This is a genomic window from Ruminococcus sp. AF17-12, assembly GCF_003479245.1.
GTDB classification, from domain to species: domain Bacteria; phylum Bacillota; class Clostridia; order Lachnospirales; family Lachnospiraceae; genus Blautia_A; species Blautia_A fusiformis.
On the sequence record NZ_QUGY01000022.1, the window covers coordinates 1 to 24,574 of the forward strand.

At 45.7% G+C, this 24,574-nt stretch carries 22 protein-coding genes and 1 other annotated feature; of the genes, 17 read left to right on the forward strand and 5 right to left on the reverse strand.

Annotation, left to right across the window (positions count from 1 at the left end; genetic code table 11):
- Nucleotides 1–12 precede the first annotated feature (12 nt).
- The gene (sigK, locus tag DWW77_RS16870) at nt 13–678 is read right to left on the reverse strand and encodes an RNA polymerase sporulation sigma factor SigK (protein WP_118609185.1); all 666 of its coding nucleotides are present in this window, start codon (nt 676–678) and stop codon (nt 13–15) included.
- Nucleotides 679–859: 181 nt separating this feature from the next.
- Here sigK and DWW77_RS18415 point away from each other — a divergent pair, with 181 nt between their 5' ends.
- The 3 genes from DWW77_RS18415 to DWW77_RS16885 are packed head-to-tail and all read left to right on the forward strand — an operon-like array spanning nt 860 to nt 6,446.
- Nucleotides 860–4,399: a DUF5717 family protein gene (locus DWW77_RS18415; protein ID WP_286188038.1), complete on the forward strand. Its 3,540-nt coding sequence runs from the start codon at nt 860–862 to the stop codon at nt 4,397–4,399.
- Complete coding sequence (locus tag DWW77_RS16880) at nt 4,396–5,670, forward strand: DUF5716 family protein (RefSeq protein ID WP_110102495.1); 1,275 nt, start codon at nt 4,396–4,398, stop codon at nt 5,668–5,670. Before DWW77_RS18415 ends, DWW77_RS16880 begins: the two co-directional genes overlap by 4 nt.
- On the forward strand, nt 5,667–6,446 hold the full coding sequence (locus DWW77_RS16885; protein WP_021652345.1) for a hypothetical protein: 780 nt from the start codon (nt 5,667–5,669) through the stop codon (nt 6,444–6,446). Before DWW77_RS16880 ends, DWW77_RS16885 begins: the two co-directional genes overlap by 4 nt.
- Here the strand turns inward: DWW77_RS16885 and DWW77_RS16890 are convergent.
- A complete protein-coding gene (locus DWW77_RS16890; RefSeq protein ID WP_118609186.1) occupies nt 6,443–7,882 on the reverse strand; it encodes a helix-turn-helix domain-containing protein in 1,440 nt (479 codons plus the stop codon). The two genes, DWW77_RS16885 and DWW77_RS16890, sit on opposite strands and share 4 nt — an antisense overlap.
- 167 nt (nt 7,883–8,049) lie before the next feature.
- On the opposite strand from DWW77_RS16890, the gene DWW77_RS16895 reads away from it, so the two are divergent.
- From DWW77_RS16895 to DWW77_RS16925, 7 genes are all read left to right on the forward strand, one after another.
- Entirely contained in the window at nt 8,050–8,772 is a 723-nt protein-coding gene (locus DWW77_RS16895) for a LytR/AlgR family response regulator transcription factor (RefSeq protein WP_059085394.1), read from the forward strand.
- Between the two features lie 92 nt (nt 8,773–8,864).
- Nucleotides 8,865–9,755, forward strand: a complete 891-nt coding sequence (locus tag DWW77_RS16900; protein ID WP_044961985.1) for an amino acid ABC transporter substrate-binding protein — start codon at nt 8,865–8,867, stop codon at nt 9,753–9,755.
- Between the two features lie 229 nt (nt 9,756–9,984).
- Nucleotides 9,985–10,635 (forward strand): amino acid ABC transporter permease, encoded by a 651-nt coding sequence (locus tag DWW77_RS16905; RefSeq protein WP_022426149.1) that lies wholly within the window; start codon nt 9,985–9,987, stop codon nt 10,633–10,635.
- A gap of 21 nt (nt 10,636–10,656) precedes the next feature.
- The gene (locus DWW77_RS16910) at nt 10,657–11,349 is read left to right on the forward strand and encodes an amino acid ABC transporter ATP-binding protein (RefSeq protein WP_118513100.1); all 693 of its coding nucleotides are present in this window, start codon (nt 10,657–10,659) and stop codon (nt 11,347–11,349) included.
- Nucleotides 11,350–11,470: 121 nt separating this feature from the next.
- Nucleotides 11,471–12,904, forward strand: a complete 1,434-nt coding sequence (gene purB, locus DWW77_RS16915) for an adenylosuccinate lyase (protein WP_118609187.1) — start codon at nt 11,471–11,473, stop codon at nt 12,902–12,904.
- 120 nt (nt 12,905–13,024) lie between these two features.
- Nucleotides 13,025–14,299 (forward strand): adenylosuccinate synthase, encoded by a 1,275-nt coding sequence (locus DWW77_RS16920; RefSeq protein ID WP_022426147.1) that lies wholly within the window; start codon nt 13,025–13,027, stop codon nt 14,297–14,299.
- 134 nt (nt 14,300–14,433) lie between these two features.
- Nucleotides 14,434–15,255 carry an HAD family hydrolase gene (locus tag DWW77_RS16925; protein WP_118609188.1) on the forward strand — a complete coding sequence of 274 codons (822 nt, stop codon included), beginning with the start codon at nt 14,434–14,436 and terminating at the stop codon, nt 15,253–15,255.
- Nucleotides 15,256–15,389: 134 nt separating this feature from the next.
- Here DWW77_RS16925 and DWW77_RS16930 read toward each other — a convergent pair whose 3' ends face one another.
- Both DWW77_RS16930 and DWW77_RS18595 read right to left on the reverse strand, forming a co-directional pair.
- Nucleotides 15,390–15,794 carry a helix-turn-helix transcriptional regulator gene (locus tag DWW77_RS16930; RefSeq protein WP_182431239.1) on the reverse strand — a complete coding sequence of 135 codons (405 nt, stop codon included), beginning with the start codon at nt 15,792–15,794 and terminating at the stop codon, nt 15,390–15,392.
- Entirely contained in the window at nt 15,739–15,972 is a 234-nt protein-coding gene (locus tag DWW77_RS18595) for an AraC family ligand binding domain-containing protein (protein ID WP_173745700.1), read from the reverse strand. Before DWW77_RS18595 ends, DWW77_RS16930 begins: the two co-directional genes overlap by 56 nt.
- 37 nt (nt 15,973–16,009) lie before the next feature.
- On the opposite strand from DWW77_RS18595, the gene DWW77_RS16940 reads away from it, so the two are divergent.
- From DWW77_RS16940 to thrS, 4 genes are all read left to right on the forward strand, one after another.
- Nucleotides 16,010–16,336 carry a hypothetical protein gene (locus DWW77_RS16940; protein ID WP_118609191.1) on the forward strand — a complete coding sequence of 109 codons (327 nt, stop codon included), beginning with the start codon at nt 16,010–16,012 and terminating at the stop codon, nt 16,334–16,336.
- Between the two features lie 197 nt (nt 16,337–16,533).
- Entirely contained in the window at nt 16,534–17,034 is a 501-nt protein-coding gene (locus tag DWW77_RS16945; protein WP_242827004.1) for an SEC-C metal-binding domain-containing protein, read from the forward strand.
- A complete protein-coding gene (locus DWW77_RS16950) occupies nt 17,034–17,516 on the forward strand; it encodes a YdcF family protein (RefSeq protein WP_118609192.1) in 483 nt (160 codons plus the stop codon). Before DWW77_RS16945 ends, DWW77_RS16950 begins: the two co-directional genes overlap by 1 nt.
- Before the next feature lie 421 nt (nt 17,517–17,937).
- Nucleotides 17,938–19,899, forward strand: a complete 1,962-nt coding sequence (thrS, locus tag DWW77_RS16955) for a threonine--tRNA ligase (RefSeq protein ID WP_118609193.1) — start codon at nt 17,938–17,940, stop codon at nt 19,897–19,899.
- 126 nt (nt 19,900–20,025) lie between these two features.
- On the opposite strand, the gene DWW77_RS16960 is transcribed toward thrS, so the two are convergent.
- Complete coding sequence (locus tag DWW77_RS16960; RefSeq protein ID WP_021652363.1) at nt 20,026–20,892, reverse strand: shikimate dehydrogenase; 867 nt, start codon at nt 20,890–20,892, stop codon at nt 20,026–20,028.
- A 297-nt stretch (nt 20,893–21,189) separates the two neighbouring features.
- Here DWW77_RS16960 and DWW77_RS16965 point away from each other — a divergent pair, with 297 nt between their 5' ends.
- From DWW77_RS16965 to DWW77_RS16980, 3 genes are read left to right on the forward strand one after another with little or no spacing between them, the layout of a single operon-like run.
- The gene (locus tag DWW77_RS16965) at nt 21,190–22,041 is read left to right on the forward strand and encodes a sigma-E processing peptidase SpoIIGA (RefSeq protein ID WP_182431240.1); all 852 of its coding nucleotides are present in this window, start codon (nt 21,190–21,192) and stop codon (nt 22,039–22,041) included.
- A gap of 16 nt (nt 22,042–22,057) precedes the next feature.
- The gene (sigE, locus tag DWW77_RS16970; protein ID WP_015527110.1) at nt 22,058–22,783 is read left to right on the forward strand and encodes an RNA polymerase sporulation sigma factor SigE; all 726 of its coding nucleotides are present in this window, start codon (nt 22,058–22,060) and stop codon (nt 22,781–22,783) included.
- Nucleotides 22,784–22,823: 40 nt separating this feature from the next.
- Nucleotides 22,824–23,981, forward strand: coding sequence for an HD domain-containing protein (locus DWW77_RS16980; protein ID WP_353616958.1), 1,158 nt, complete (start codon nt 22,824–22,826; stop codon nt 23,979–23,981).
- A gap of 230 nt (nt 23,982–24,211) precedes the next feature.
- Nucleotides 24,212–24,421: a binding site (T-box leader), on the forward strand.
- Nucleotides 24,422–24,574: the final 153 nt, after the last annotated feature.

Below are 24,574 nucleotides of genomic sequence, written 5' to 3' on the forward strand. Positions count from 1 at the left end.
GGGAATAGTCCCTTATAGGGACAGAGCAAGCCACCCGCTAAGCGGGTGGTCTTGACTTTCAGGAAAAAGAGTACGGAGTTTTCGAAGAGCGTTCTTTTCGATACGGGATACATAGGAGCGGCTGATGGAGAGATTTTCAGCAATCTCTCGCTGGGTCAGTGGCTCCTGGCCATTCAAACCGTAGCGGCAGCAGATCACCTGGTATTCCTTTGGGGAGAGTACTGTCCGGATATAACGGAGAAGATAGGAAATGCTGTCCCTTTTGAAACAATCATCCACAACATCAACGGGTGGACTTTCAATGATATCGAGAAGGCTGATCTCGTTGCCTTCTCGGTCTGTGCCGATGGGTTCATAGAGAGAAACTTCTCTGGAACGTTTCCTGCGGGCACGGAACATCATGAGAAGCTCATTGTCAATGCACCGTGCAGCATAAGTGGAAAGCTTGGAAGTCCGGCTGGGATCAAAGGTGGAAATGGCTTTGATCAGACCTATGGTGCCTATGGAGATCAGATCATCCTGATCCTCGTCACATCCCTGATATTTTTTTGCAACATGTGCTACGAGGCGGAGATTGTGTTCGATAAGGATATTTTTTGCTTTCGGATCGCCCCTTTGGAGCTGTAGAAGATAGAACTGCTCTTCCGCAAAAGAAAGCGGTTTCAGAAAGGTTTTCAAGGGTTCACCTCAAAGGGGATTTCCTTATAGCTTATGAGCCGGACGTGCTTTTCGTGCTTTTCCAACAGAAACTTTATAAAAAGGACAGAGGCGAACACCTGTTGCGCCACATTCTGATCTGGTGTATAATCATAAAATACGAGTGACAACAATCAGTGTATATTGATGAGGAGTATATATTTTGAAAAAGAGGATAGAACAGCTTCTTAACGGAAAATTTATTTATGAACAGCCTGAGCTTCTGTTTTCACAGGACCGTATTTTCGCTACGCTGAAGGCAGGAGAGACTACAAAGGATGAGATTTATTTCGGTACCGATGACAACCGCAGGATCAGTGGCTTTGTGACTTCATCTGACCGGAGACTGGTGCCGGGATTTGACCGCTTTTCCGGAACCACAGTGCGCATGCCTTATGGGGTAGATGCAGAGGGAATGAGGCCGGGAGAGAGCTTTGAAGGCTGGCTGTGTTTTACTACCAGTATCGGAGAATATAAGCTGCCGTTCACTGTACAGGTACAGACGGAAGAGGTGAAGAGTGCAGGCAGAAAGGTATCTTCTCTGGAAGAATTTCTGCACATTGCAAAGGATGATTTCCATGAGGCTTACCGGATCTTTACAGAACGCCATTTTTCTCTGATCCTGAGTGATCAGAGTGAGAAGATCCGTTCTCTTTATGCAGGAATGTCACAGCAGCCGGTGACCTATCAGCATCTGGAGGAATTTCTGATCGCAGCCGGTGCCAAGGAAAAGGTGACATTGAGTCTGAACAGAGAAGAGGCGAGTTTTTATGATGTCAGTGAATCTGTTCAGGAATCCCTTTATATCCACAGGAGCGGATGGGGACACCTGCGGGCAGATATTGAGGTAAACGGGGATTTTCTGGAGGTAGGCAAGCATGTGGTCACAGAAGAGGATTTTATCGGAAGTACCTGTGAAATAAACTATGTGATCCGCCAGGAAAAACTGGGAAAAGGAAATCAGTACGGCGAGATCATTGTAAAAACCCCATACCAGAAACTGGTATATCACGTTCTTGCATCCAGAGGAACTGAGAGTGCCGTGAACCTGGATCTTCTGGAAAAACAGTACCGGATATCTCTGATGAAGGAATACCTGGGATATCTCTGTAAAAGAACAGATTTTCAGGCCTGGACAGCCTCTACTCATGAGAAGCTTGACCGTATGGGCGAAAACGGACTGAAATATCCGGAATATCAGCTTTTGGAAGCCTATCTTCTTCATCTGGAAGGAGAAGATGACCAGGCTTCAGAAATCCTTGAGCGTTATCAGAATAAATCCTTTCATCACAATGAACTGGAACTGGCAGGGATTTATCTGTATCTGTGTACACAGACCGGGCTGTACCGGGATAAGGAACAGGCCCTCCGCAAGGTACAGAATTTCCAGATGCAGAAGGAAGACAGCTTTATCCTTCTGAAACTGGTATTTGAAATGGATCATACGCTTTCTCCGTCAAAAAAGATCTTTCTGATGGAGGAACTTTTTGAGCGGGGATGTACAAGTCCTTTTCTGTATCTGGAAGCATGGAACCGTATTTGTGCAGATATGTCTCTGCTGCATCGAATTAATGGGTTCTGGGCCCAGGTATTCCTTTTTGCAGGAAAAGAACAGATGCTGACGGAAGAGCTGGTCATGCGCCTGGCATATCTTTCCGGTTATGAGAAAGCTTTTAACGAAAGTCTGTACCGTGCTATGGCCATGGGATGTGAAGCCTTTCCGTCGGATGATACCGTGGAAGCTATCTGTAAATATATTATGAAGGGAAATCCAAGAAAACCGGAATATTTTCAGTGGTTTTCCGCTGCCGTGGACCGCGGGATCCGGATCACACGGCTGTATGAATATTATGTGGAAACACTGGATACTTCTTATCGGAGAGTCCTGCCGAAACCGCTTTTGATGTATTTTACCTATAACAACAATACTCTCGGTGATTCCAAGCGTGCCTATCTGTATGCATGCATCATTGCAGGGAAGGAACGTGATCCACAGACATACGAAAGTTATCGTGAAAGCATGGAGGAATTTGCTTTCCGTAAGTTACGGGAAGGCCGGATGAATGAAAATTATGCCGCTGTTTATCAGGAATTCATGCGGGAACCATCGGACAGCGAAAAAGCGCAGGTGATCGCCTCCAGAATGTTTACCTGCCGGCTGTATACGGATGATCCGAAGGTTCGCAGTGTGATCGTCCGTCACAGACAGATGAAACAGGAAGAAATCTATCCGTGTATCCATGGGATCGCTTACCCAAGGATTTGCAGCGAAGATGCGGCCGTTGTATTTCAGGATGAAAAACAGAGACGTTATGCTACTACGGTAGATTATAATCTGACACCACTTTTTGATGATCGTGAGATGGTTCCGGCAGTGTTGGAAAAAGGGGCGGATGAACCGGCTGTGCTTTTGTATTACTGTCAGGGTCAGGAGATCAGTCGTAAGAATCTGGGAATTTTTCAGAAACTGGTCCTTTCACCGGCGTTTACCGATGAATATAAGAGGCTGATCCGCAAAAAGATCCTGGATTATTATCGGGATCACGTGCAGGGAGAAGATCTGGATGCCTGTCTGGAGATGATGGATTATCGGGAATATGCCATGGTCGACCGGAAAACCCTTCTGGAGATCCTGATCCAGCGGGGACTGTTTCCGCAGGCTATGAGCGTGGTGGAAGCATTTGGATTTGAAGGAGTAGAGGAGCGTGCGCTTCTGAAGCTGGTAAGCCGTATGATCATCCGCTGTGACTGTGCGGAAGACGAAGAGCTGATCGCACTTTCCTCTCATGTATACCGACAGGGAATCTATGATGAAGTGATCCTCATGTATCTGATGAAATTCCGGTTTGGACCTGTGGATGAACTTCTGGATATCTGGAAAAGTGCCTGTGGGTTTGAGATGGATACCTATAATCTGGAGGAGAGGATTCTTTCTCTTCTGATGTTTAACTGGGATTATCGGCCAGAGGGTGAGGATATCCTGAAAGCATATATCCGCCATTCCGGAAAAGAGAGTGTGATCGGTGCGTATCTGACTCTGATGTCTTACGGAATGTTTGTAAAAGAAATGCCGGAGATGCCTGGACTTAAGGAGTATCTGAAAAATCGCAGAGAAAAGGAGTGGCCCGGAGACCGGATCTGTGACCTGACCCTTCTGAAACTGCTTTCCGAAGAAAAAACTTCTGATGAAGAAAATCTGGAAATGGAGGAAAAAATCCTCTCTTCCTGTGTAAAGGAAGGAATGCTATTTGAGTTTTTCCGGAATCTGGATCAGAATATCCTGCGACTGTATCAGCTGGATGATAAGACTTTTGTAGAGTATCATACTTCACCGGAGGCTTCGGTCACACTGTATTATTCCCTGGATACAGGTCTTGGAACTGTACCGGACTATAAAAGTGAACCGCTCAAAAATATCTATGAGGGAATTTTTGCCAGAGCATTTACATTGTTTTATGGAGAGACCCTGCGATATTATTTCCAGACAGAAGATGAAACTGGTGTACACAAAACGGAAGAAAAAATACTGACCATGAACCAGAGTAATGACCAGGCATCCAGCAAATATCAGCTGATCAATCAGATACTCTGTGCAAGGAAACTGGAGAAAGACACGGAAGTGAAGGAGAAGCTGGCACAGTATGTCCGGCAGGAACAGTACGTTAATGAAATGTTTGTCATAGAGAAGGAACCGGAAAGATGAATGAAATTCGTGACTTGATCATAGGAATTGATATTGGAAAAGAATACACACAGATCTGTTATTATGACAGAAAAGCAGAAGAAGCCCGTTCTCTTTCCATGAAGGTAGGAGCCAGTCAGTACGAAGCTCCGGGCTGCATCTGCTATCGTACCGATCACGGTGATTACTGCGTAGGCCTGGAAGCAGAGTATTTTGCCAGGGAAAAGGGCGGAATCATGATCGGAAATATTTATGATATCTGTCAGAAGGAAGAAAAGATCCAGGTGGCAGGAGAGGAAAAAGAGCCGGCAGAGCTTCTGGCACATTTTCTAAGGGGAATCCTGAAATTTCTGGGAATCCAGGATATCGTAAAGAATACCCGGTGCCTTTGTATCACATCGCCGGAGCTTAGTACACTTCAGGTACGGAATTATCAGAAGGCCTGCAGCCTTGCAGGTTTTTCCCGTGAGAAATATATGCTTATGGACTATGGCGAGAGCTTTTATTATTATGCGCTGGGACAGAAACGGGAAACCTGGAATCGAAGTGTAGGCTGGTATGCCTTTGCAGGCGATACGGTAACCTTCCGGAAGCTGACCATCAACGGCTCTTCCAGACCGGTGCTTGTAAAACTGGAGGATCCGGTCAGTACAAAGCTTGAACCGGAAGAAGAGATCCGTGATGTGGAATTTTACCGTTTTATCAGTAAAACTCTCGGAAAAGAGCTCTTCTCCAGTGTGCAGATCACGGGAGAAGGATTTGACCAGCAGTGGGCACAGCAGTCTGTAAAGCTCCTGTGTCATCAGGGACGGAAGGTTTTTTACGGAAACAATCTTTTTGCAAAGGGAGCCTGCATAGCCGGTAAGGACAAGCTGGAGGATAAAAAACTCAAAGGTTACCGCTATTTAAGCGATTCGCTGGTGGCTGCGGACGTAGGAATGGATATGCGGGTGATGGGCTCTCCGGCTTACTATCCGCTGATCGAAAGCGGCAGCAACTGGTATGAATGCAGTGCATCCTGCGAGCTGATCCTGGATGATACCAGTGAACTGGTATTTGTGGTAAGTATTCCGGAAGAAACCGAGAAGAAACGTGTGGCCATGGCACTTGAGGGTCTGCCAAAGCGGCCTAATCGGACTTCAAGGCTTTCCCTCACGCTGAAATACGTATCGCCGAGAGACTGTGAGATCACAGTAGAGGATCTGGGCTTTGGCGAAATGTATCCTTCCAGTGGGAAGATCTGGAGGGAACTGGTACGATGGGATGAGCAGGAAGAAAGGAAGCAGGCATGAGCGGATATATTTTATGTCAGGTAAAAAAGGCAGAGAAGCCGTTTTATATCGAAAATATCAGTACCAATATCTATTCTATAGAAGAACTCTGCTATTATCTTTATAACAATCTTTATCTTGTGGACAGCTCATTGATCAGCAGTAAGCTCTGTACCTGGCTAGAGGAAGAACTGGAGCTTCCGAAGCTTGCGGCCAAGCTGAAACCTTATATTGGAAGAGAGGCCGGACTTGAAGAAGTACTGTATCCGATATTTAAAGAGATCAATTATCTGGCTTATGAAGAGCTTAAGACCTTAAACGGGCGCATTGAAGCCAGAAAACGTGAACCTGAAGAAATACGGGAGAAACGCAAAGGTGATGCGCTGATGGAGAATCGGATGTATGTGAATGCACTCCGTGTTTATCAGAAGCTTCTGGAGCATGGCGGGAAAGAAATCACCGGAGAGATGCGTGAAAGGATCCTGCATAATCAGGGATGCGCATACAGTTACCTGTTCCAGATGGATAAAGCGCTGGATTGTTTTTGGAAAGCATGGAAGGAGAATCATTCAGAGAAAGCGATGAAGGTTTATCTTCTGGCCTACCGCAGTGTTCACAGTGAAGAAGAATACAGGAAACGACAGGAAGATCTGAAGACAGATGAAATGGTAAGGCAGGAAACTGACCAGGCTCTGAAAAGCTTTGCCGGTCTCCCGGAGCAGCATATCGCATCCGGAGAAACCGACAGGATCCTGGAGGATCTCACAAGAGAATATCACAGAAGTACCGGCTCTTAAAGCTGTTCAAGAAGTCCCAGCAGGATCTGCCGGGCTTCTTTTTTTGTATATACGGATTCTTCCTCAGACAGGGAACAGAGGTAATCATTCAGGGCCTGTCCGATACTGGTCTCTTTCAGATAGATACAGAGAAAAGTATCTTTTTCGGAAAGAAAGCAGAGAAAAACGGAATAGTCAGACAGAACTTCCAGATGGATCCCGGTTTCAGGAAGTACGGAAGGCTTCAGGATCCTGCATTTTTCATGTCCCATATCTGTGTCAAGAAGATGCTTGAGGGCTTTTTTTCGTTCTTCTTTCGGAAGAGGGGTCTGATGGTAGGAATAAGGTCCGTCAAGGAGTCCGGTACGGGCAAATTTCCGGATCCCGCTCAGTGTAAAATAATTGCAGGAAAAGGCAGCTTCTGTAAAAGAAAAGGAAGTCTGGTTCAGAACCGCTGCCAGTTGGGTATAGACCGGATCGGAAAGATCGATATCCCTGTTATCAAACAATGACTGAATAAAGCCCGGACCATAGGACATCAGTGCAAGGCAGGGATGAGATTCCAGTGCAAAATTTGTTGAGATCTTTGTCTGCATGATAGAACCAAAGATATTAAGGATCCTGTCCGGAGAATCCGACTGCAGGAAGAATTGGCTGGAATTCTCAAGAACCCGCCGGAATTCCTGTTGATATGCGTGGATCGCTTCCGGATTTTCAGTAAAAATACAGGTCATCATATCCGAGGATAACAGCAGCAGTTTTTTTTCTGTGAGTAAGAAAAAAGGAAACAGTTCATAGCTGGAAAACTCTCGGCCTGTCTGAGTATAGTAATAATATGGCTGGTAGCCCACAAAACCTGACAGGATCGGAAGGAGTGTGCAGAGAAAGGTTTCCAGATTCATGTTGTAATCCGGTGAGGCGGACGGGTTCTGGTGAAGCGGCAGGATTTGGATCACCGGTGGCAGTTTCTCATATTTGGGATAAAGATGGGAAAAAATCTGTACAAGAAGCCGGCAGTTGGCCGGAAGGTTGGTACGGATCGTTTCAGAAGAACCGGAAGACAGGATGTCCTCAAAAAGGCTCAGGACCTTCTTTTCCACATCAAGAGAAAAAGTTCCACGGTAAAAGGGAAAGGATGGAAGCCTGAGAAAACCCTCCCGGGAAATGACCTGCTGGGAGCTGATAACACCCAGAAGCTCCTGTATATATTTGCGGTTGTAATATATTTCTTTTCCGATTTTTTCTATTTTATATAATTCCATCAGTTCCCTGCGTTGGGAAGGATTGATCCGGAGGGAATCGCAGAACTGGCGCACAAAATCAATACCGGGAAGACGTTTCCCTGTGATCATACGTTGTAGCGAGGTGCGGTCAAGTCCCGAAGAAGCAGATAAGTGATAAACGTTTTCTCCTGTATCCTTTAGGTATTCCCGGCATTTGTCGCTGAAATCAGACATAGTAGTACTCCTTTTGGTGCTTATATGACATTATTATACGAAAACAGATCATGAATTGCAATAATTTGTAAAAAAACAAGGCACAATTAGAAGCACATATTGCGCAGGTCTTTCTTTGAAAATAAAATGTTAATATCAGAAAGAGCATGAGGGAGGAAAACACGGCAATGGCAGTGATGACGATCGCGATATGTGATGAAATACGAAAGGATGCACAGAAGCTGTACAGGCAGCTTTCCACACTGGTCCCTGATGCAGAGCTCCTTCTGTATCGGACCAGAGAGAGTCTTCTGAAAGGACTGGCAGAGGGACACAAGATTTGCGATCTGATATTTCTGGGGCTGGATGGTGATCAGGGCAGGAGTCTGGAAACTGTACGGACAATGCGCCTGAAAGGACACTATATCCCGGTTGTGCTGGTGGCAGAGAATGAGAAATTCTATAAAGAAGCATTTGAAGTGTTTGCCTATAACTATCTGGTCAAACCGGTTGAAAGTGGAGAACTGGAACATGTTCTGGTACATATCCTGGAGGTATGCAGGCGTGAAGGCGGAAGAGCGCTGTATTTTCGCTACAGGAAACAGGTTTATACACTGCAGCACGATCATCTGGCATATATATCCAGTAGTCTTCACAGTGTGACATTTCATCTTACCGATGGAAAAAAGATCAGCTGCAGAGCCAGGCTGGGGGATTTTTCGGGACAGCTGTCAGACAGCAGCTTTCTGAGATGTCATCAGAGCTTTTGTATCAACATGGAGAAGGTAACTTCACTTAAGAAGAACAGTTTTGTGGTCGGACAGACGGAAATCCCAATTTCCAGAACATATCTGAAAACGGCCAGAAAGAAATACAAAGATTATCTGGCAGAGCAGAAGGTTTGCTCTTGACAGCTCCTTTTGGGTATGTTACTATAACCATACACTTTCACGTGGTAGAGTGACCATGTGATAAAGAGATAACCGAAAAAAGGAGAATGACCATGAAGAAAAGAACAGTTGCGGTAGTAATGGCGGCAGCGATGACAATAGGAATGATGGTAACAGGAGTAAGTGTACAGGCAGGTGTTGAGGATAAGACCCTGATCGTAGGATTTGATGCTGAATATCCTCCGTTCGGATATAAGGATGATAACGGAGAATATGTAGGATTTGACCTTGACCTTGCCCAGGAAGTATGTGATAATCTTGGCTGGGAACTTGTTAAGAAGCCTATCAACTGGGATTCCAAAGATATGGAGCTGAACTCCGGAACGATCGACTGTATATGGAATGGATTTACTATCAACGGACGTGAGGATGACTATACATGGAGTGATCCATACATCAACAATGAGCAGGTGATCGTAGTTGCCAAGGATTCCGGAATTGAGAAGCTTGCGGATCTTAAGGGCAAGAACGTAGTTGTACAGGCTGCATCCGCTGCACTGGACGCATTGAACAACGATGACAATAAGGAACTGAAGGACAGCTTTGCATCTCTTACAGAGAATCCGGACTACAACACTGCATTTATGAATATTGATTCCGGAGCTGCAGACGCTGTTGCTGTTGATATTGGTGTTGCTAACTATCAGCTTTCCCAGAGAGGCAAGGATAAATATGTGATCCTTGACGAGCCGATCCAGAACGAGCAGTATGGTATCGGATTCAAGAAGGGAAATGATGAGCTGAAGGATCTCGTATGGGATGAGGTCAAGAAGCTTGACGAGTCCGGTGAGGTTGACAAGCTTGCAGATAAGTATGAACTGGATAAGAGCATGCTCTGCATCAGCGAGGACAAGGATAAGACAGAGAATTCTGATTCAGCAGAAGCTGATACAGAAGAAAGTGCAGACAGCACAGAGAAAGAAACCGATTCTGAATCCAAATGATCCGGTACAGATCCGGTACAGTAAAAGCTGTGAAGATATTTTTTTAAGCTATCCAACAGCAGTAGAAATAAGAAACATAGCAGAAGTTTTTGAAACTTCCGCATAAAAAGGAAATGAGGGTGCTTCGGCGCAGAAAGAGCTGCCGTACACGCTCATTTCCTGTTGTTTACAGGAATTACAGGTATCAGTCCGATAAATGGGACTGATACTCCGAACCAGGAGGAAAAAAATGAGTTTTAGTGTAATGCTCCAGCAGCTGGCAGGAGGAATGCTGGTCTCTATTGAGATCTTTTTTGTAACCTTGCTGTTTTCTCTGCCGCTGGGACTTCTGATCTGTTTTGGCAGAATGTCCAGAAACAAAGTGATCCGTACCATTGTATCCGGGTACATATCCATCATGAGAGGAACGCCGCTGATGCTGCAGCTGATGGTGGTATATTTCGGCCCTTATTTTATCTTCGGGATCCGTATTTCCATGGGATATAGTCTGATCGCTGTATTTATCGCATTTGCCATCAACTATGCAGCTTACTTTGCAGAAATCTACCGCGGCGGCATTGAATCCATGCCGGTGGGACAGTATGAAGCTGCAAAGATCCTTGGATACAATAAGGTACAGACATTTTTCCGCATCATCCTTCCACAGGTGATTAAGAGGATTTTGCCGTCTATTACGAATGAGGTCATTACGCTGGTCAAGGATACTTCCCTTGCGTTTGTTGTGGCAGTTGCGGAGATGTTTACCATTGCCAAGCAGATCGCAAGTGCACAGACAACAATGATGCCATTTGTGATCGCTGCGATATTTTATTATGTGTTCAACCTGATCGTGGCTGTTGTGATGCAGAAGGTTGAGAAAAGTATGAATTACTACCGTTAACCGGAATGGAGAGTATAAAATATGAAATTATTTGAAATGAAACATATCAAAAAAAACTTTGACGGACTGGAAGTTCTCAAAGATATCTCTCTTGACGTGGAAGAGGGAGAAGTTTTAAGTATCATCGGTCCTTCCGGTTCCGGCAAGTCAACCATCCTGCGTTGTGCCACAGGACTTGAGACGCCGGACAGCGGCGAGATCATCAAAAACGGTGATGTGGGACTGGTGTTCCAGCAGTTCAATCTGTTTCCGCATTTTTCCGTACTGAAAAATATAGTGGATGCACCTCTGAAGGTGCAGAAGAGAAAGAAAGATGAGGTTTACGCCCAGGCAAGAAGCCTTCTTAAGAAAATGGGCCTTGCAGACAAGGAGAAGGCATATCCTTTTCAGCTTTCCGGAGGACAGCAGCAGCGAGTTTCCATTGCCCGTGCGCTCTGTATGAATCCGAAGATCCTGTTTTTTGATGAACCTACATCTGCACTTGACCCGGAGCTGACCGGTGAGATCCTGAAGGTTATCAAGGATCTTGCTCAGGAGCATATTACCATGGTGATCGTTACTCATGAAATGAATTTTGCAAGAGATATTTCCGACCGTATCATCTTTATGGATAAGGGTGTGATCGCAGTGGAGGGAACGCCGCAGGAGGTATTTTCTTCCGAAAATGGCAGAATGAAGGAATTTTTGGGAAAATTCCATCAGGGTATGGAGTAACAAACGGTTGCTTTTAAAGAGGCAATGTTATATAATTTCAAGAGGCGTGAATTAACCAGAACCGGGCAGATAACGGATCTTTCGCCATTCCGGCCCGGAGGTATGTGATCAGGAGGTAGTAATGAATACAGACAGATATGTAAGCCCGCTGTCAGAGCGGTATGCAAGTAAAGAGATGCAGTATATTTTTTCTCCGGACATGAAGTTCCGCACATGGAGAAAGCTGTGGATCGCACTTGCTGAGACGGAACGTGAGCTTGGCCTTAACATTACCCAGGAGCAGATCGACGAAATGAAGGCTCATGCGGATGATATCAATTATGATGTGGCTAAGGAGCGTGAGCGTCAGGTTCGCCATGATGTAATGTCTCACGTGTATGCGTTTGGCGTACAGTGCCCGAAGGCAAAAGGCATCATCCATCTGGGAGCAACCTCTTGTTATGTAGGAGATAATACGGATATCATCGTTATGACAGAGGCGCTGAAGCTTGTCCGCAAGAAACTTGTGAACGTGGTCGCAGAGCTTTCCAAGTTTGCAACGCAGTATAAGGACCAGCCAACTCTGGCGTTTACTCATTTCCAGCCGGCACAGCCGACAACTGTAGGTAAGAGAGCAACTCTCTGGACTCAGGAATTCCTGATGGATCTTGAGGACCTTGAGTATGTATTAAGCACTATGAAGCTTCTTGGCTCCAAGGGAACAACCGGTACACAGGCTAGCTTCCTGGAACTTTTTGACGGGGATCAGGAGACCATCGACAAGATCGATCCGATGATCGCAGAGAAGATGGGATTCAGATCCTGCTATCCGGTTTCCGGACAGACCTATTCCAGAAAGGTTGATACCCGTGTGCTGAATATCCTTGCGGGAATCGCTGCAAGTGCACATAAGATGTCCAACGATATCCGTCTTCTTCAGCATCTGAAAGAAGTAGAGGAGCCATTTGAGAAATCCCAGATCGGATCTTCCGCTATGGCATATAAGAGAAATCCGATGAGAAGTGAGAGAATTGCTTCCCTGTCCAGATATGTGATGATCGATGCACTGAACCCGGCGATCACATCTGCAACACAGTGGTTTGAGAGAACTCTGGACGACTCTGCAAACAAGCGTCTCAGCGTTCCGGAAGGATTCCTTGCGATCGACGGAATCTTGGATCTCTGCCTCAATGTTGTAGACGGACTGGTTGTTTATCCGAAGGTTATCGAGAAGAGACTGATGTCTGAGCTTCCATTTATGGCAACTGAGAATATCATGATGGATGCAGTTAAGGCAGGCGGAGACCGTCAGGAACTTCATGAGCGTATCCGTGAGCTTTCCATGGAAGCAGGAAAGAACGTGAAGGTAGAGGGTAAAGATAACAATCTTCTTGAGCTGATCGCAGCAGATCCGGCATTTAACCTGACTCTTGAGGATCTTCAGAAATCCATGGATCCGTCCAGATATACAGGACGTGCCAAAGAGCAGACAGAGGCATTTATCGCCAATGTGGTACAGCCGGTTCTGGATGCACATAAGGATCTGCTTGGCGTTAAGGTTGAGATCAACGTATAATTCCAAGATGTTATAAACATTAAGAAATGAACACAGACAGGAATGACGTGTCTCTGTGTATTACAGACAGAGAACATGCCGTTCCGAATAATAGAGAAAGACACAAGGAGGAACTGTGTTATGGTAACTGCAGTAGTAGGAGCAAACTGGGGAGATGAAGGTAAAGGCAAGATCACAGATATGCTTGCTGAGAAAGCCGATATCATCGTAAGATTTCAGGGTGGAGCCAATGCGGGCCACACCATCGTAAATGATTACGGTAAATTCGCACTTCATACACTTCCGTCAGGTGTGTTTTACGGACATACGACCAGTGTCATCGGAAACGGTGTTGCACTGAACATTCCGGTATTCTTCAAGGAGTACAACGAAGTAGTAGGCCGTGGAGTACCGGCACCGAAGATCCTGATCTCCAACAGAGCACAGATGGTAATGTCTTACCACATTCTGTTCGATCAGTATGAAGAGGAGCGTCTTGGAGGCAAGGCTTTCGGTTCCACAAAATCCGGAATCGCTCCGTTCTATTCTGACAAATATGCAAAGATCGGTTTCCAGGTAAGTGAGCTTTTTGATGAGGAAGCACTGAAAGAGAAGGTTGTACGTATCTGCGAGACCAAGAACGTAACACTTGAGCATCTCTATCATAAGCCTCTTCTGAAACCGGAAGACATCATGAATGAGCTGATGGAATACAAGAAGATGGTTGAGCCATACGTATGCGACGTATCTCTCTATCTCTGGAATGCACTGAAAGAGGGAAAACAGGTTCTTCTTGAGGGACAGCTCGGAACTCTGAAAGACCCGGATCACGGAATCTATCCGATGGTTACATCCTCTTCCACACTGGCTGCTTATGGTGCCATCGGTGCAGGCCTGCCTCCATATGAGATCAAGAAGGTCGTAACCGTATGCAAAGCTTACTCCAGTGCAGTTGGAGCAGGTGCATTCGTTTCTGAAATCTTCGGCGAGGAAGCAGATGAGCTGAGAAAACGTGGCGGTGACGGTGGTGAGTTCGGTGCTACTACAGGCCGTCCGAGACGTATGGGATGGTTTGACTGTGTTGCATCCAAATACGGATGCCGTCTCCAGGGAGCTACAGACGTTGCTTTTACAGTACTGGATGTTCTGGGATATCTGGATGAGATCCCGGTTTGCACAGGCTATGAGATCGACGGAGAGGTGACAACAGAATTCCCGACAACTGTGCAGCTTGAGAAAGCAAAACCGGTTATTGAGAAGCTTCCGGGATGGAAATGCGATATCCGTGGAATCAAAAAATATGAGGATCTTCCGGAGAACTGCAGAAAATATGTAGAGTTCGTAGAAAAACATATTGGATTCCCGATCACAATGATCTCTAACGGACCAGGAAGAAACGACATCATTTACAGATAATTATTTTTACAGTATCAGGATTATGACAACAGGAAGCGCCGGGGAAGAATTTCTCCGGCGCCCTTTTGGTTCAAAGAGATATTCAGTTAAAATAACAGATAGAATAGCGGATGTATCATGTGAAAGGAAGCTCAATGAAAAATTTTAAAAGAATCGCGGCACTTGCAGGTGTTGTCATATTACTTCTTATATTCTGCCTTCCAATGGCATTTGCCTGGGGAAACAGTGAAAACGCCCAGGCTTTGTTCCGGGGGGCTTTTGCGGCAGCAGTTCTGGTACCGATCGTAGCGTATGTTTTCTGGATGGCGTACCGGATCTGGGGAAATAAGAAGCCGAGAGAGGATGAAAACCGTATGATCGAGAATATTATTTTTGATGTGGGAAATGTGCTGATGGGCTATGACTGGGAAGAGTATCTTCGGAGCTATGACTTCCCGGAAGAAAAGTATCAGAAAATCGCAGATGCAGTATTTCGAAACCCGATCTGGGAGGAACAGGACCGTGGACAGCATGAGGAGTCCTGGTATGTAGATAAATTTGTGGAAAGTGCACCGGAATATGAAGCAGATATCCGTGAGGTGGTACGACGTGATCCGGAGTGTATGCATCTGTATGATTATGCGGAAACCTGGGTGAAATATCTCAAAAATCAGGGATATCATCTCTATGTCCTTTCCAACTACGGAACTTATATGCTGGATCGTACAAAGCAGGATATGTCTTTTCTGAAATATATGGATGGAGTGGTATTTTCCTGTGATGTGCAGCAGATCAAGCCTGAGGTGGATATTTACAAAACACTTCTGAAGCGTTACAGCCTGAAACCGGAGAAATCGGTATTTCTGGATGATCGTGCCGTGAACTGTGAGGGAGCCGGAAAAGCCGGTATCCATACCATCCAGTTTGAGAATCTTAAGCAGGCGGCGAAGGCGCTTGAGAAGCTTGGTGTGAAATGACCTTCAGTGTGAAAAGAGAAACGCAGAGGGCCTGCACCATCGCGAAGCCCTCTGCATTCTAAAGGGGAGGATATGATAAGTATCTCCCGGAACGGCATCTGTTATACAGAAAATATATAAGATCTTGTAATCTTTTATTCCCTGTTCTTCTTCCGGTATTCACCGGGAGTCATTCCATATGTTTTTTTAAAAGTACGCATGAAATGCTCCGGACTTTCATACCCTACAAGTTCACAGATCGCAAGATTGCTGAGAGCGGTTTCACGCAGAGCATGACATGCCTGGTTCAGCTTGATATCCCGGATGATCTGTAAAAATGTCCGTCCGGTACTTTCCCTGATCAGGGTACTGAAGTGGGAAGTACTATAGCCAAAATGCTTCGCAGCTTCACGTAAGGTAACGCTCTGGTAGTGACGGTTCAGGTAGTTGAGGATTTCCGTTACAGAATTTCCGGTGCTGTCCTTTGTAAGGATGGATTCAATATCATTTTCGTGAAAACGCAGCAGCATGGCCCAGAATATTAAAAGCAACACTGTCATCAAAGATCCCCACACTGTGAGTGGTATGCGGTGGGATGATACAGATATCTCCGGTATGCAAAGTGTGTTCGATCCCCTGTATCGCAGTGTGGGCAGTTCCGTCATACAGACAGAGAATCTCAAAAAATTCATGTTCATGGGGAAAAACAGGGGTATAGCGGTAATGCTTGGAAAGCACGATATTGCCATTTATATCATGAGCAAGCCAGGTATGGATGATCCTGGCAGAAGCGGTCAGCAGCGAAGAAGGAGCAGAAATACTGGATCGTCTGGTGGAACTGAAACCGGAAAAAGGAATGGTTTCTCCATATATGAACCATCATTTTGTGGAAGCACTTCTGATGTGTGGTAAAAAAGACCAGGCAATGGAATATATGAAATATTACTGGGGCGGAATGATAAGCCACGATGCGGATACATTCTGGGAGCTTTATAATCCGGAAAATCCTGCAGAATCTCCATATGGAAGCAGCATTGTCAACAGCTACTGCCACGCATGGAGCTGCACTCCGACTTATCTTCTCAGAAAATATTTTAACTGAAGCAAGTAAGTCCCCTGCGGGGGCACGAATATCTGCTTGAACTAAATCACAGTGTGATAAAATAACTCGGATATGAAACAGATGTATTTGATTTCTTCGCCAAAAGATGATATAATAAATAGAAATTGCGAAGCGGAATATAAATCTCCGTCTTATTTATCTAAAATTTTGGAAAAGAGGATCAGACAATGAGCGATATGACAATTCTTGAGCAGTGGCGTTCCATTGCTTATAATCAGAATGCAGATAAGAATAAGCTTCAGCGCTTCTGGGCAAATTATTTTAACATTGAGAAGAATATTTATGAGCAGCTTCTTGAGAACCCGGATGAGATCGTTTCCGGAACTGTAAAAGAGCTTGCTGAGAAATACGGTCAGGACGTTATGACTATGGTTGGGTTCCTTGACGGAATCAATGACAGTCTGAAGGTTCCGAACCCGATCGAGACTATGGATGAGGATACCAAGGTAAACCTTGCATTTGATAAAGAGGCACTCTATAAGAACATGGTAGATGCCAAGGCTGACTGGCTTTACAACCTTCCTCAGTGGGACAAGATCTTCACAGAAGAGAAAAAGAAAACCCTCTACATGGAGCAGAAGAAATCCGGCACAGTTGTGAAACCGCACAAGGTCGGAAGAAACGATCCGTGCCCATGCGGAAGCGGCAAGAAATACAAACACTGCTGCGGAAGATAATGAGCGTAAAGAAGAATCTGGATTACATTATCGTGTTAGGTGCCCATGTGGACGGAACACGGATGACACTTGCCCTTCTGGAACGAGCCAGAAGGGCTCTTCTTTATCTTGAAGAAAATCCGGGTACGAAGGCAGTGCTCTCTGGAGGAAAAGGCGATGGAGAAAACATTTCCGAGGCAGAGGCCATGTATCGTTATCTTACCGGTCACGGAATAGACGGGGACAGACTGATACGGGAAGAAGAATCTACCAGTACGAAAGAAAATTTGGAATTCAGCCGCAGAAGGATCGGAACCACAGACTGTTCCGTAGGCGTGGTGACGAACAATTTTCATGTATGGAGAGGAGCAGCCATTGCAAGAAAATGTGGATTCCGGGAAGTGGCCATGGTACCTTCCAGGTATCGAAGCTGGCGTCTTTTTATTTACATTCCCCGTGAGATTCTGGCCATTATCAAAGACAAACTCATGGGAAATCTGTAGATCTGTGCGAGAAGAGAAATCTCAAAAATTTTGTCAACATGCGTTGACAAATAAAAATACTGCGCTTATAATGAACCACAGAAAAAGAAATAAAAAACACGTTGACGAGACGAGTAAGCTGTGAAACGTTACAGAGAGAGATGTGAAGTGCTGGAAACATCTTATCGGGAAATAGCTGAAGACTACCTCCGAGTGGCCCCAATCCGGTCCGGTGATTCCGTTATCATCATAATTGAGAGGCTTTGTATCCTGGCATGACCGGGCAGCAGAGCAAGCAGGGTGGAACCGCGAGAATGAATGAACTCGTCCCTTACAGTATGTGATGTGCTGTGAGGGATTTTTTTATTGCAGAATCTCTTGCAAAAGCAGACACATACTGTGTACCATAGAAACTTCATTTAAAATGAAAGGAGAAACAACAATGATCATTACATTAAAAGACGGCTCAAAAAAAGAATATGCAGAAGCAAAAGCTGTGATCGATATCGCATATGACATCAGCGAAGGCCTTGCACGTGCTGCATGTGCAGGAGAAGTAAACGGAGAGGTCGTAGATCTTCGTACAGTTCTTGACAGCGACTGTGAGCTGAATATCCTTACAGCGAAAGACGAGAAGGGCCTTGCAGTTCTCCGTCATACAGCATCTCACGTAATGGCACAGGCTGTACAGAACTTATACCCGGAGGCAAAGGTTGCCATCGGACCATCCATTGATACAGGCTTCTACTATGATTTCGACCACGAGCCATTTTCACGTGAGGATCTTGACGCCATTGAGAAAGAGATGAAAAAGATCATCAAAAAAGGCGCAAAGATCGAGCGTTTTACAAAATCCCGTGAGGATGCCATCGCATACTTTAAAGAGAAAAATGAGCCATACAAGGTTGAGCTGATCGAGGATCTTCCGGAGGGAGAAGAGATTTCCTTCTATTCACAGGGAGACTGGACAGACCTCTGTGCAGGCCCGCACCTGATGAGTGTAAAAGGCATCAAGGCATTCAAGCTTCTTTCTTCTTCCAGCGCATACTGGAGAGGCAGTGAGAAAAACGCAATGCTCACACGTATCTACGGAACAGCCTATGCTACAAAGGATGAGTTGAAAGAGCATCTGGAGCAGATGGAAGAAGCAAAGAGACGTGACCATAACAAGCTTGGCCGTGAGATGAAGATCTTCACAACTGTAGATGTGATCGGACAGGGACTTCCGCTTATCATGCCAAACGGTGTGATCATAATGCAGGAGCTTCAGCGCTGGATCGAGGATGAGGAGACAAAGCGTGGCTATGTAAGAACAAAAACTCCTCTTATGGCAAAGAGCGATCTTTACAAGATCTCCGGACACTGGGATCATTACAAAGATGGTATGTTCGTACTTGGTGATGAGGAGAAGGACAAAGAGGTTTATGCACTTCGTCCGATGACATGTCCGTTCCAGTACTATGTATACAAAGCAGAGCAGCACAGCTACCGTGATCTGCCGATCCGTCTCGGCGAGACCTCCACACTGTTCCGTAATGAGGATTCCGGAGAGATGCATGGCCTGACACGAGTTCGTCAGTTTACTATTTCCGAGGGACATCTGATCGTAAGACCGGACCAGATGGTAAAAGAGTTCAAAGACTGTATCGCACTTGCCCAGTACTGTCTGCAGGTACTTGGTGTTGAGGAAGATGTAACCTATCATCTTTCCAAATGGGATCCGACAAACAAAGAAAAATACATCGGTGAGCCGGAGGTATGGGAAGAGACAGAAGGCCATATCCGCCAGATGCTTGAGGAGCTGAACATTCCATTCACAGAGGATGTGGGCGAGGCTGCTTTCTACGGACCGAAGGTTGATATCAACGCAAAGAACGTATACGGAAAAGAAGACACCATGATCACGATCCAGTGGGATGCACTTCTTGCAGAGCAGTTTGATATGTACTATATCGATGAGAATGGCGACAAACAGCGTCCGTACATCATCCACCGTACATCCATGGGATGCTATGAGAGAACACTGGCATGGCTCATTGAGAAATACGCAGGAATGTTCCCGACATGGCTCTGCCCGGAGCAGGTTCGTGTGATCCCGATCTCCGAGAAGTACAACGATTATGCACAGAAGGTTGAAGCCCAGATGAGAGAGGCAGGAATCCGCTGCTCTGTAGACGGACGTTCCGAGAAGATGGGATACAAGATCCGTGAGGCACGTCTTGAGAGAGTACCTTACATGCTTATCGTTGGTGCAAAAGAGGAAGAAGAGGGTAAGGTTTCCGTAAGAAGCCGCTACCTTGGCGATGAGGGAATGAAAGAGCTTGGTGAGTTCATTGACTTCATCAAAGAAGAGATCAAGAACAAAACGATCCGTAAGATCGAGGTTCAGGAAGAGAAGAAATAAACAAAACAGATAATTGACGGATAAATAAAAGGCGACCCGTGTGATAGGCGGGCCGCCTTTATTTTTGATCCGGCAATATTGAGGCCACGCTGTGATGCGGAGGCGGTCAGTATTGCCGGATATTTTTTATTTAAAATATTTCTCTCTGACGAGTTCAACCGGCATGTCCAGTCCGGTCCAGATGTGGAAAGCCTTTACACCCTGGTGGAGCAGCATGTACATTCCGTTAAAGGTCGGACATCCGGCTTCCCGGGCTTCCCTGAGAAGTCTTGTTTCTCTTGGCTCATATACAACATCGGCTACGGTAAGCTCCGGATGGAACAGAGCCTTGTCCGGGATCACGGTGCCTGTCACATCCGGAACCATTCCCACAGAAGTTGCATTGATGAGGAGATTGCTTTCCTCCAGTGCGTCCTTCAGCGCAGTGTGATCATCCATCTCATGAAGGATCATCTCACATTCTGTCATATGAGACATTTTTTCTGCCATGGCAGCAGCACGTTCCCAGTAACGGCTGGTAGGACGTGCAAAAACATGGATCTTTTTTGCACCCTCCAGGGCGGACTGGCCGCAGATCGCCATTCCGGCACCGCCGACACCCATAACGGTGATAGTGCGCCCCTTTACATCACAGCCGGCATCTCTGGCAGACTGGGTAAATCCATAACCATCAGTATTAAACCCCTTTAATTTTCCATTGTCGTTGCGTACGGTATTTACCGCTCCAATCAGCTGGGCAGTGGGAGAAAGCTCGTCCAGAAGCTCCACGATCTTATTCTTGTTTGGCATGGTCAGGTTAAAGCCCTTGATCCCACAGGCTTTCAGTCCTTCCACAGCCTGGGGAAGGGTCTCCTCTGTTACATCAAAACAGAGATACACATAATCAAGTCCAAGATAACGGAATGCCTCATTGTGCATTAAAGGTGATACGCTGTGTGCCACGGGGCTTCCCAGAAGGCCGGTAAGCCCGGTATGTCCGGTAATATTGATCATTGTTCGATTCCCTCCTGTATCTCATATAATAGAATTTCTTTACGAAATATAATAAAAAATATTTTAGCACTATAAAGTGCGAAAATCAACAAATACAAATATTGTACGGAAATTTATACATTTTTGTCGCCGATTCATAGAAAAAATCTATAAATGTCGAGACAGACAGAAACGACCCGATAAGTTAGAAGAATCGACATCCGGATTTGACAAAATATGCAAAGAGCCTGCCCTATAATAAATACACTTACCAAAGTTGAGAATCGATGGCAGACGAAACAGCAGTGGGGGAAGCTTATGTATCAGAGGATATACATAGATATCGTTTTTATGACGAATTTCCTTATGGATTACATGCTTTTAAGACTTGTGGGAAAATTTCTGCATCTTGACGGGAAACGCAGAAGATGTGTGATATCCGCTGCCTTTGGATCTTTTGTATCCTGCCTGCTTGTATGTGTACCTTTTAAGATCATTTTTCCTGCCGCTGTACTGATCCATGGCGGCTGCGCTTTTTTTATGGCGTCGTTTGCTTTTCGACTGAAAAAAGGCGGCCTTCTTGTAAAAACCATTCTGGCTCTGTATTTCACAGCTTTTGTGGTTGGCGGGATCTATCAGGCACTGGAAACGGAAAGAACCATGACGGTGAAAATATTTCTGCTTTTTCTGGCAGGGATTTATGGCACACTTTATACTCTGGGATGTGTGACCGAGACCTTCCGGTTTGGAAGAAGAAATATTTTTCCGGTCACTTTGAAATATCAGGGGAAGCTGCAGCAGACATACGGCTTTTATGATACCGGAAATCTCCTTATGGATCCTGTGAAAAAACAGCCGGTATCGATCATCAAACAGGAACTTTTGGGAAGCCTGATATCGAAAGAGCAGGTGAAAAAACTGATGGATATTAAAGATAAACCAGAGGCACTGGAAAATACAGGATTTGTCAGTCTGCAGCCGCATTTTCTGAGCTGTCATACCGCAGATGGAAAAAAAGGACTGCTGCTGGCAGTGATCCTTGATGAAATTCTGATCCAGACTCCCGAAAGGGTGGTACATGTAGGAAAACCGGTGCTTGCCATAACATCCGAGCCCTCAGCTTTGGGAGAAGAGTACGAGATACTTTTGAATTCCAGACTATTAAATTGAGAAGGGGGCTTATGTTATGAACAGAGCAGCTGCAAGATCCTATCCGTTTCAGGTGATCCGGAAATTTATGTTCAATCGTCCGGGAGAGGTTTTTTATATTGGTGGAAATGATATCCTTCCGGCGCCGTTGTCAGCGGAACGGGAGGCTGAAGTGATCGAAATGCTGGGAACAGAAAAGGAAAAAGAGGGAAAGTCGGTTCTGATCGAGCATAATCTACGGCTGGTGGTTTATATTGCAAAGAAATTTGACAATACAGGGGTAGGTGTGGAGGATCTGATCTCCATCGGAACCATAGGGCTCATAAAGGCTATCAATACCTTTGATCCGGTAAAAAATATCAAGCTTGCCACCTATGCATCACGATGTATCGAAAATGAGATCCTGATGTATCTGAGGAGAAACAGCAAAACAAAGATGGAGGTTTCCATTGATGAGCCGCTGAATGTGGACTGGGATGGAAATGAGCTGCTGCTTTCGGATATCCTGGGAACGGATGACGATGTGATCTCCAGACGTCTGGAAGATGAGGTGGAGATCGCACTTCTTGGAAAAGCCATCAGCAAACTGACAAAGCGGGAACAGATGATCATCCGTCTGCGATTCGGCATCGGAAACCGGGAAGGAAGCGAGAAAACACAGAAGGAGGTAGCGGATCTTTTAGGAATTTCACAATCCTACATTTCCCGCCTGGAAAAGCGGATCATGAAGCGGCTGCGGAAAGAAATCGTAAAGTATGAATAGATGAAACCGGAAAAAACGGTTTACCGGACAGGTTTCCCTTATGGAGGAAGTAAAACCAAAAAATATTTTTGAGACACCACAGGGAGATGAGCGTCTTGGATGGACCGGTGATGCAGAAATCTTCTGCCGTACGGCATGCTTCCTTGAAAATACCTATTCCTTCTACCGAAAATGGCTCCGTGATGTGGAGGCAGACCAGACAGAGGAGGGCGGTGTTGCCCATGTTGTTCCGGATATCATTTCCGGAAACGAAGGGTATAATTGGCTCTTTGAGCAGGGAAGTCATTCGGCGGCAGAGAGAAGATTTGAAATTCCGGGAAATACAGTAGAATTTGTCAGAGACCTTCGATATAATAAATACAGAGTGTTTACAGAGCTACAGAATGAACAAAAGAAGAAGGGGTGTGGCAGAATGATCGACATTGCACATGCAAAACAGGAATTCGAAAAATATCTGGATGAATACGACCGGGAGGATGAACAGATCTGTCTGAAGATCGTACATACCTATGGAGTGATGAAATACGCAGGAGAGATCGCCAGAAAAATGGAATGTTCCGGTGAAGATGTGGAACTTGCGGAGCTGATCGGTCTGCTTCATGATATTGGCCGTTTTGAGCAGATCCGTAGATTTCACAGCTTTGAGCCGGGAACCATGGATCATGCCGTGTTCGGTGCAGAACTTCTCTTCGGGGAGGAGAAGCTGATCCGGCGCTTCGTGGAGGATGATAAATTTGATGAGCTGATCGATGCAGCAATTCGGAAGCACAGTGATTTCAAACTGGAAGGAATCCACGATGCAAGAACACTTTTCCATGCAAAACTGATCCGGGATGCCGATAAGCTGGATAACTGCAGAGTAAAGCTGGAGGCGTCTGTTGAAGCCATGCTGGGAGTCTCTGAGAAAGATGCAGGAGAAGGGCTGATCTCACCGGCAGTGTGGGAGTCCTGTCTCAGAAGAGAATCCGTGTTATCCGCAGATAGACATGTGCCGGTGGATTACTGGGTATCTTATCTTGCACAGTATTATGATATTAATTTTCCTGAGACCTGTGAGATCATCGAAGAAGAGGATTATATCACCAGGATCGCAGGCCGGCTGACGTACCAGGAACAGGATACCAGAACTAAGCTCCATATTCTCACAGAAGATCTGAACAGGTATCTGGAGATGCCGGCTGTGTCTGTGAAGGAATAGGAGCATAGCAGTTACTGTTCACTGGCAATGTCCCGCGAGGTGTTTTTTGTGAGCGAAGGTCACAGAAAACCCGAGACATACCGCGCGAATTTATGCGATTAGCATAAATTCTGTGCATCGCGAAGCGTGTTACTGAGAACGGAGTGAACAGTAACTTATAGCAGAGAGACTTGTTATATTTTTTTGTTTGGGGTTGACTTTGAGGCGGTTTTCGCCTAAAATATATCAAAGATACGGCGATGATGAGAATAGTACACAGGGAATTATCTCAGAGAGGGATCTGCTTTGGTGGAAGGATCCTGTGCGTGAACTGTGGAACCGGCCTCGGAGCTCTGCGTGATTGAAGCGTGGCGTGTGTTTCCGGCGTTAACGGGTGTTGAGAGAACAGCTTTTCAGGCTGTTAACTGGGGTGGTACCGCCGAAGTCATTCGGTCCCTTGTGAGGGATTTGGATGGCTTATTTTTTTGTCCGTAAAACGGGATTGTAAATGCAGTGTACGGTTTATGGGACAGAAGAGTGAGCTGGAAGGATTCCGGATTGCTGTGGCTGCCTGACAGCCGGCAATATGTAACAGATCACAAGAAAAAGGAGAT

Excerpts from the sequence above, each read along its gene's own strand:
- DWW77_RS16880 (WP_110102495.1), top strand. The coding sequence starts at position 4,396 with ATGAATGAAATTCGTGACTTGATCATAGGAATTGATATTGGAAAAGAA.
- DWW77_RS16885 (WP_021652345.1), top strand. The coding sequence starts at position 5,667 with ATGAGCGGATATATTTTATGTCAGGTAAAAAAGGCAGAGAAGCCGTTT.
- DWW77_RS16890 (WP_118609186.1), bottom strand. The coding sequence starts at position 7,882 with ATGTCTGATTTCAGCGACAAATGCCGGGAATACCTAAAGGATACAGGA.
- DWW77_RS16895 (WP_059085394.1), top strand. The coding sequence starts at position 8,050 with ATGGCAGTGATGACGATCGCGATATGTGATGAAATACGAAAGGATGCA.
- DWW77_RS16900 (WP_044961985.1), top strand. The coding sequence starts at position 8,865 with ATGAAGAAAAGAACAGTTGCGGTAGTAATGGCGGCAGCGATGACAATA.
- DWW77_RS16905 (WP_022426149.1), top strand. The coding sequence starts at position 9,985 with ATGAGTTTTAGTGTAATGCTCCAGCAGCTGGCAGGAGGAATGCTGGTC.
- DWW77_RS16910 (WP_118513100.1), top strand. The coding sequence starts at position 10,657 with ATGAAATTATTTGAAATGAAACATATCAAAAAAAACTTTGACGGACTG.
- purB (WP_118609187.1), top strand. The coding sequence starts at position 11,471 with ATGAATACAGACAGATATGTAAGCCCGCTGTCAGAGCGGTATGCAAGT.
- DWW77_RS16920 (WP_022426147.1), top strand. The coding sequence starts at position 13,025 with ATGGTAACTGCAGTAGTAGGAGCAAACTGGGGAGATGAAGGTAAAGGC.
- DWW77_RS16925 (WP_118609188.1), top strand. The coding sequence starts at position 14,434 with ATGAAAAATTTTAAAAGAATCGCGGCACTTGCAGGTGTTGTCATATTA.
- DWW77_RS16930 (WP_182431239.1), bottom strand. The coding sequence starts at position 15,794 with ATGACAGTGTTGCTTTTAATATTCTGGGCCATGCTGCTGCGTTTTCAC.
- DWW77_RS16940 (WP_118609191.1), top strand. The coding sequence starts at position 16,010 with ATGATCCTGGCAGAAGCGGTCAGCAGCGAAGAAGGAGCAGAAATACTG.
- DWW77_RS16945 (WP_242827004.1), top strand. The coding sequence starts at position 16,534 with ATGACAATTCTTGAGCAGTGGCGTTCCATTGCTTATAATCAGAATGCA.
- DWW77_RS16950 (WP_118609192.1), top strand. The coding sequence starts at position 17,034 with ATGAGCGTAAAGAAGAATCTGGATTACATTATCGTGTTAGGTGCCCAT.
- thrS (WP_118609193.1), top strand. The coding sequence starts at position 17,938 with ATGATCATTACATTAAAAGACGGCTCAAAAAAAGAATATGCAGAAGCA.
- DWW77_RS16960 (WP_021652363.1), bottom strand. The coding sequence starts at position 20,892 with ATGATCAATATTACCGGACATACCGGGCTTACCGGCCTTCTGGGAAGC.
- DWW77_RS16965 (WP_182431240.1), top strand. The coding sequence starts at position 21,190 with ATGTATCAGAGGATATACATAGATATCGTTTTTATGACGAATTTCCTT.
- sigE (WP_015527110.1), top strand. The coding sequence starts at position 22,058 with ATGAACAGAGCAGCTGCAAGATCCTATCCGTTTCAGGTGATCCGGAAA.
- DWW77_RS16980 (WP_353616958.1), top strand. The coding sequence starts at position 22,824 with ATGGAGGAAGTAAAACCAAAAAATATTTTTGAGACACCACAGGGAGAT.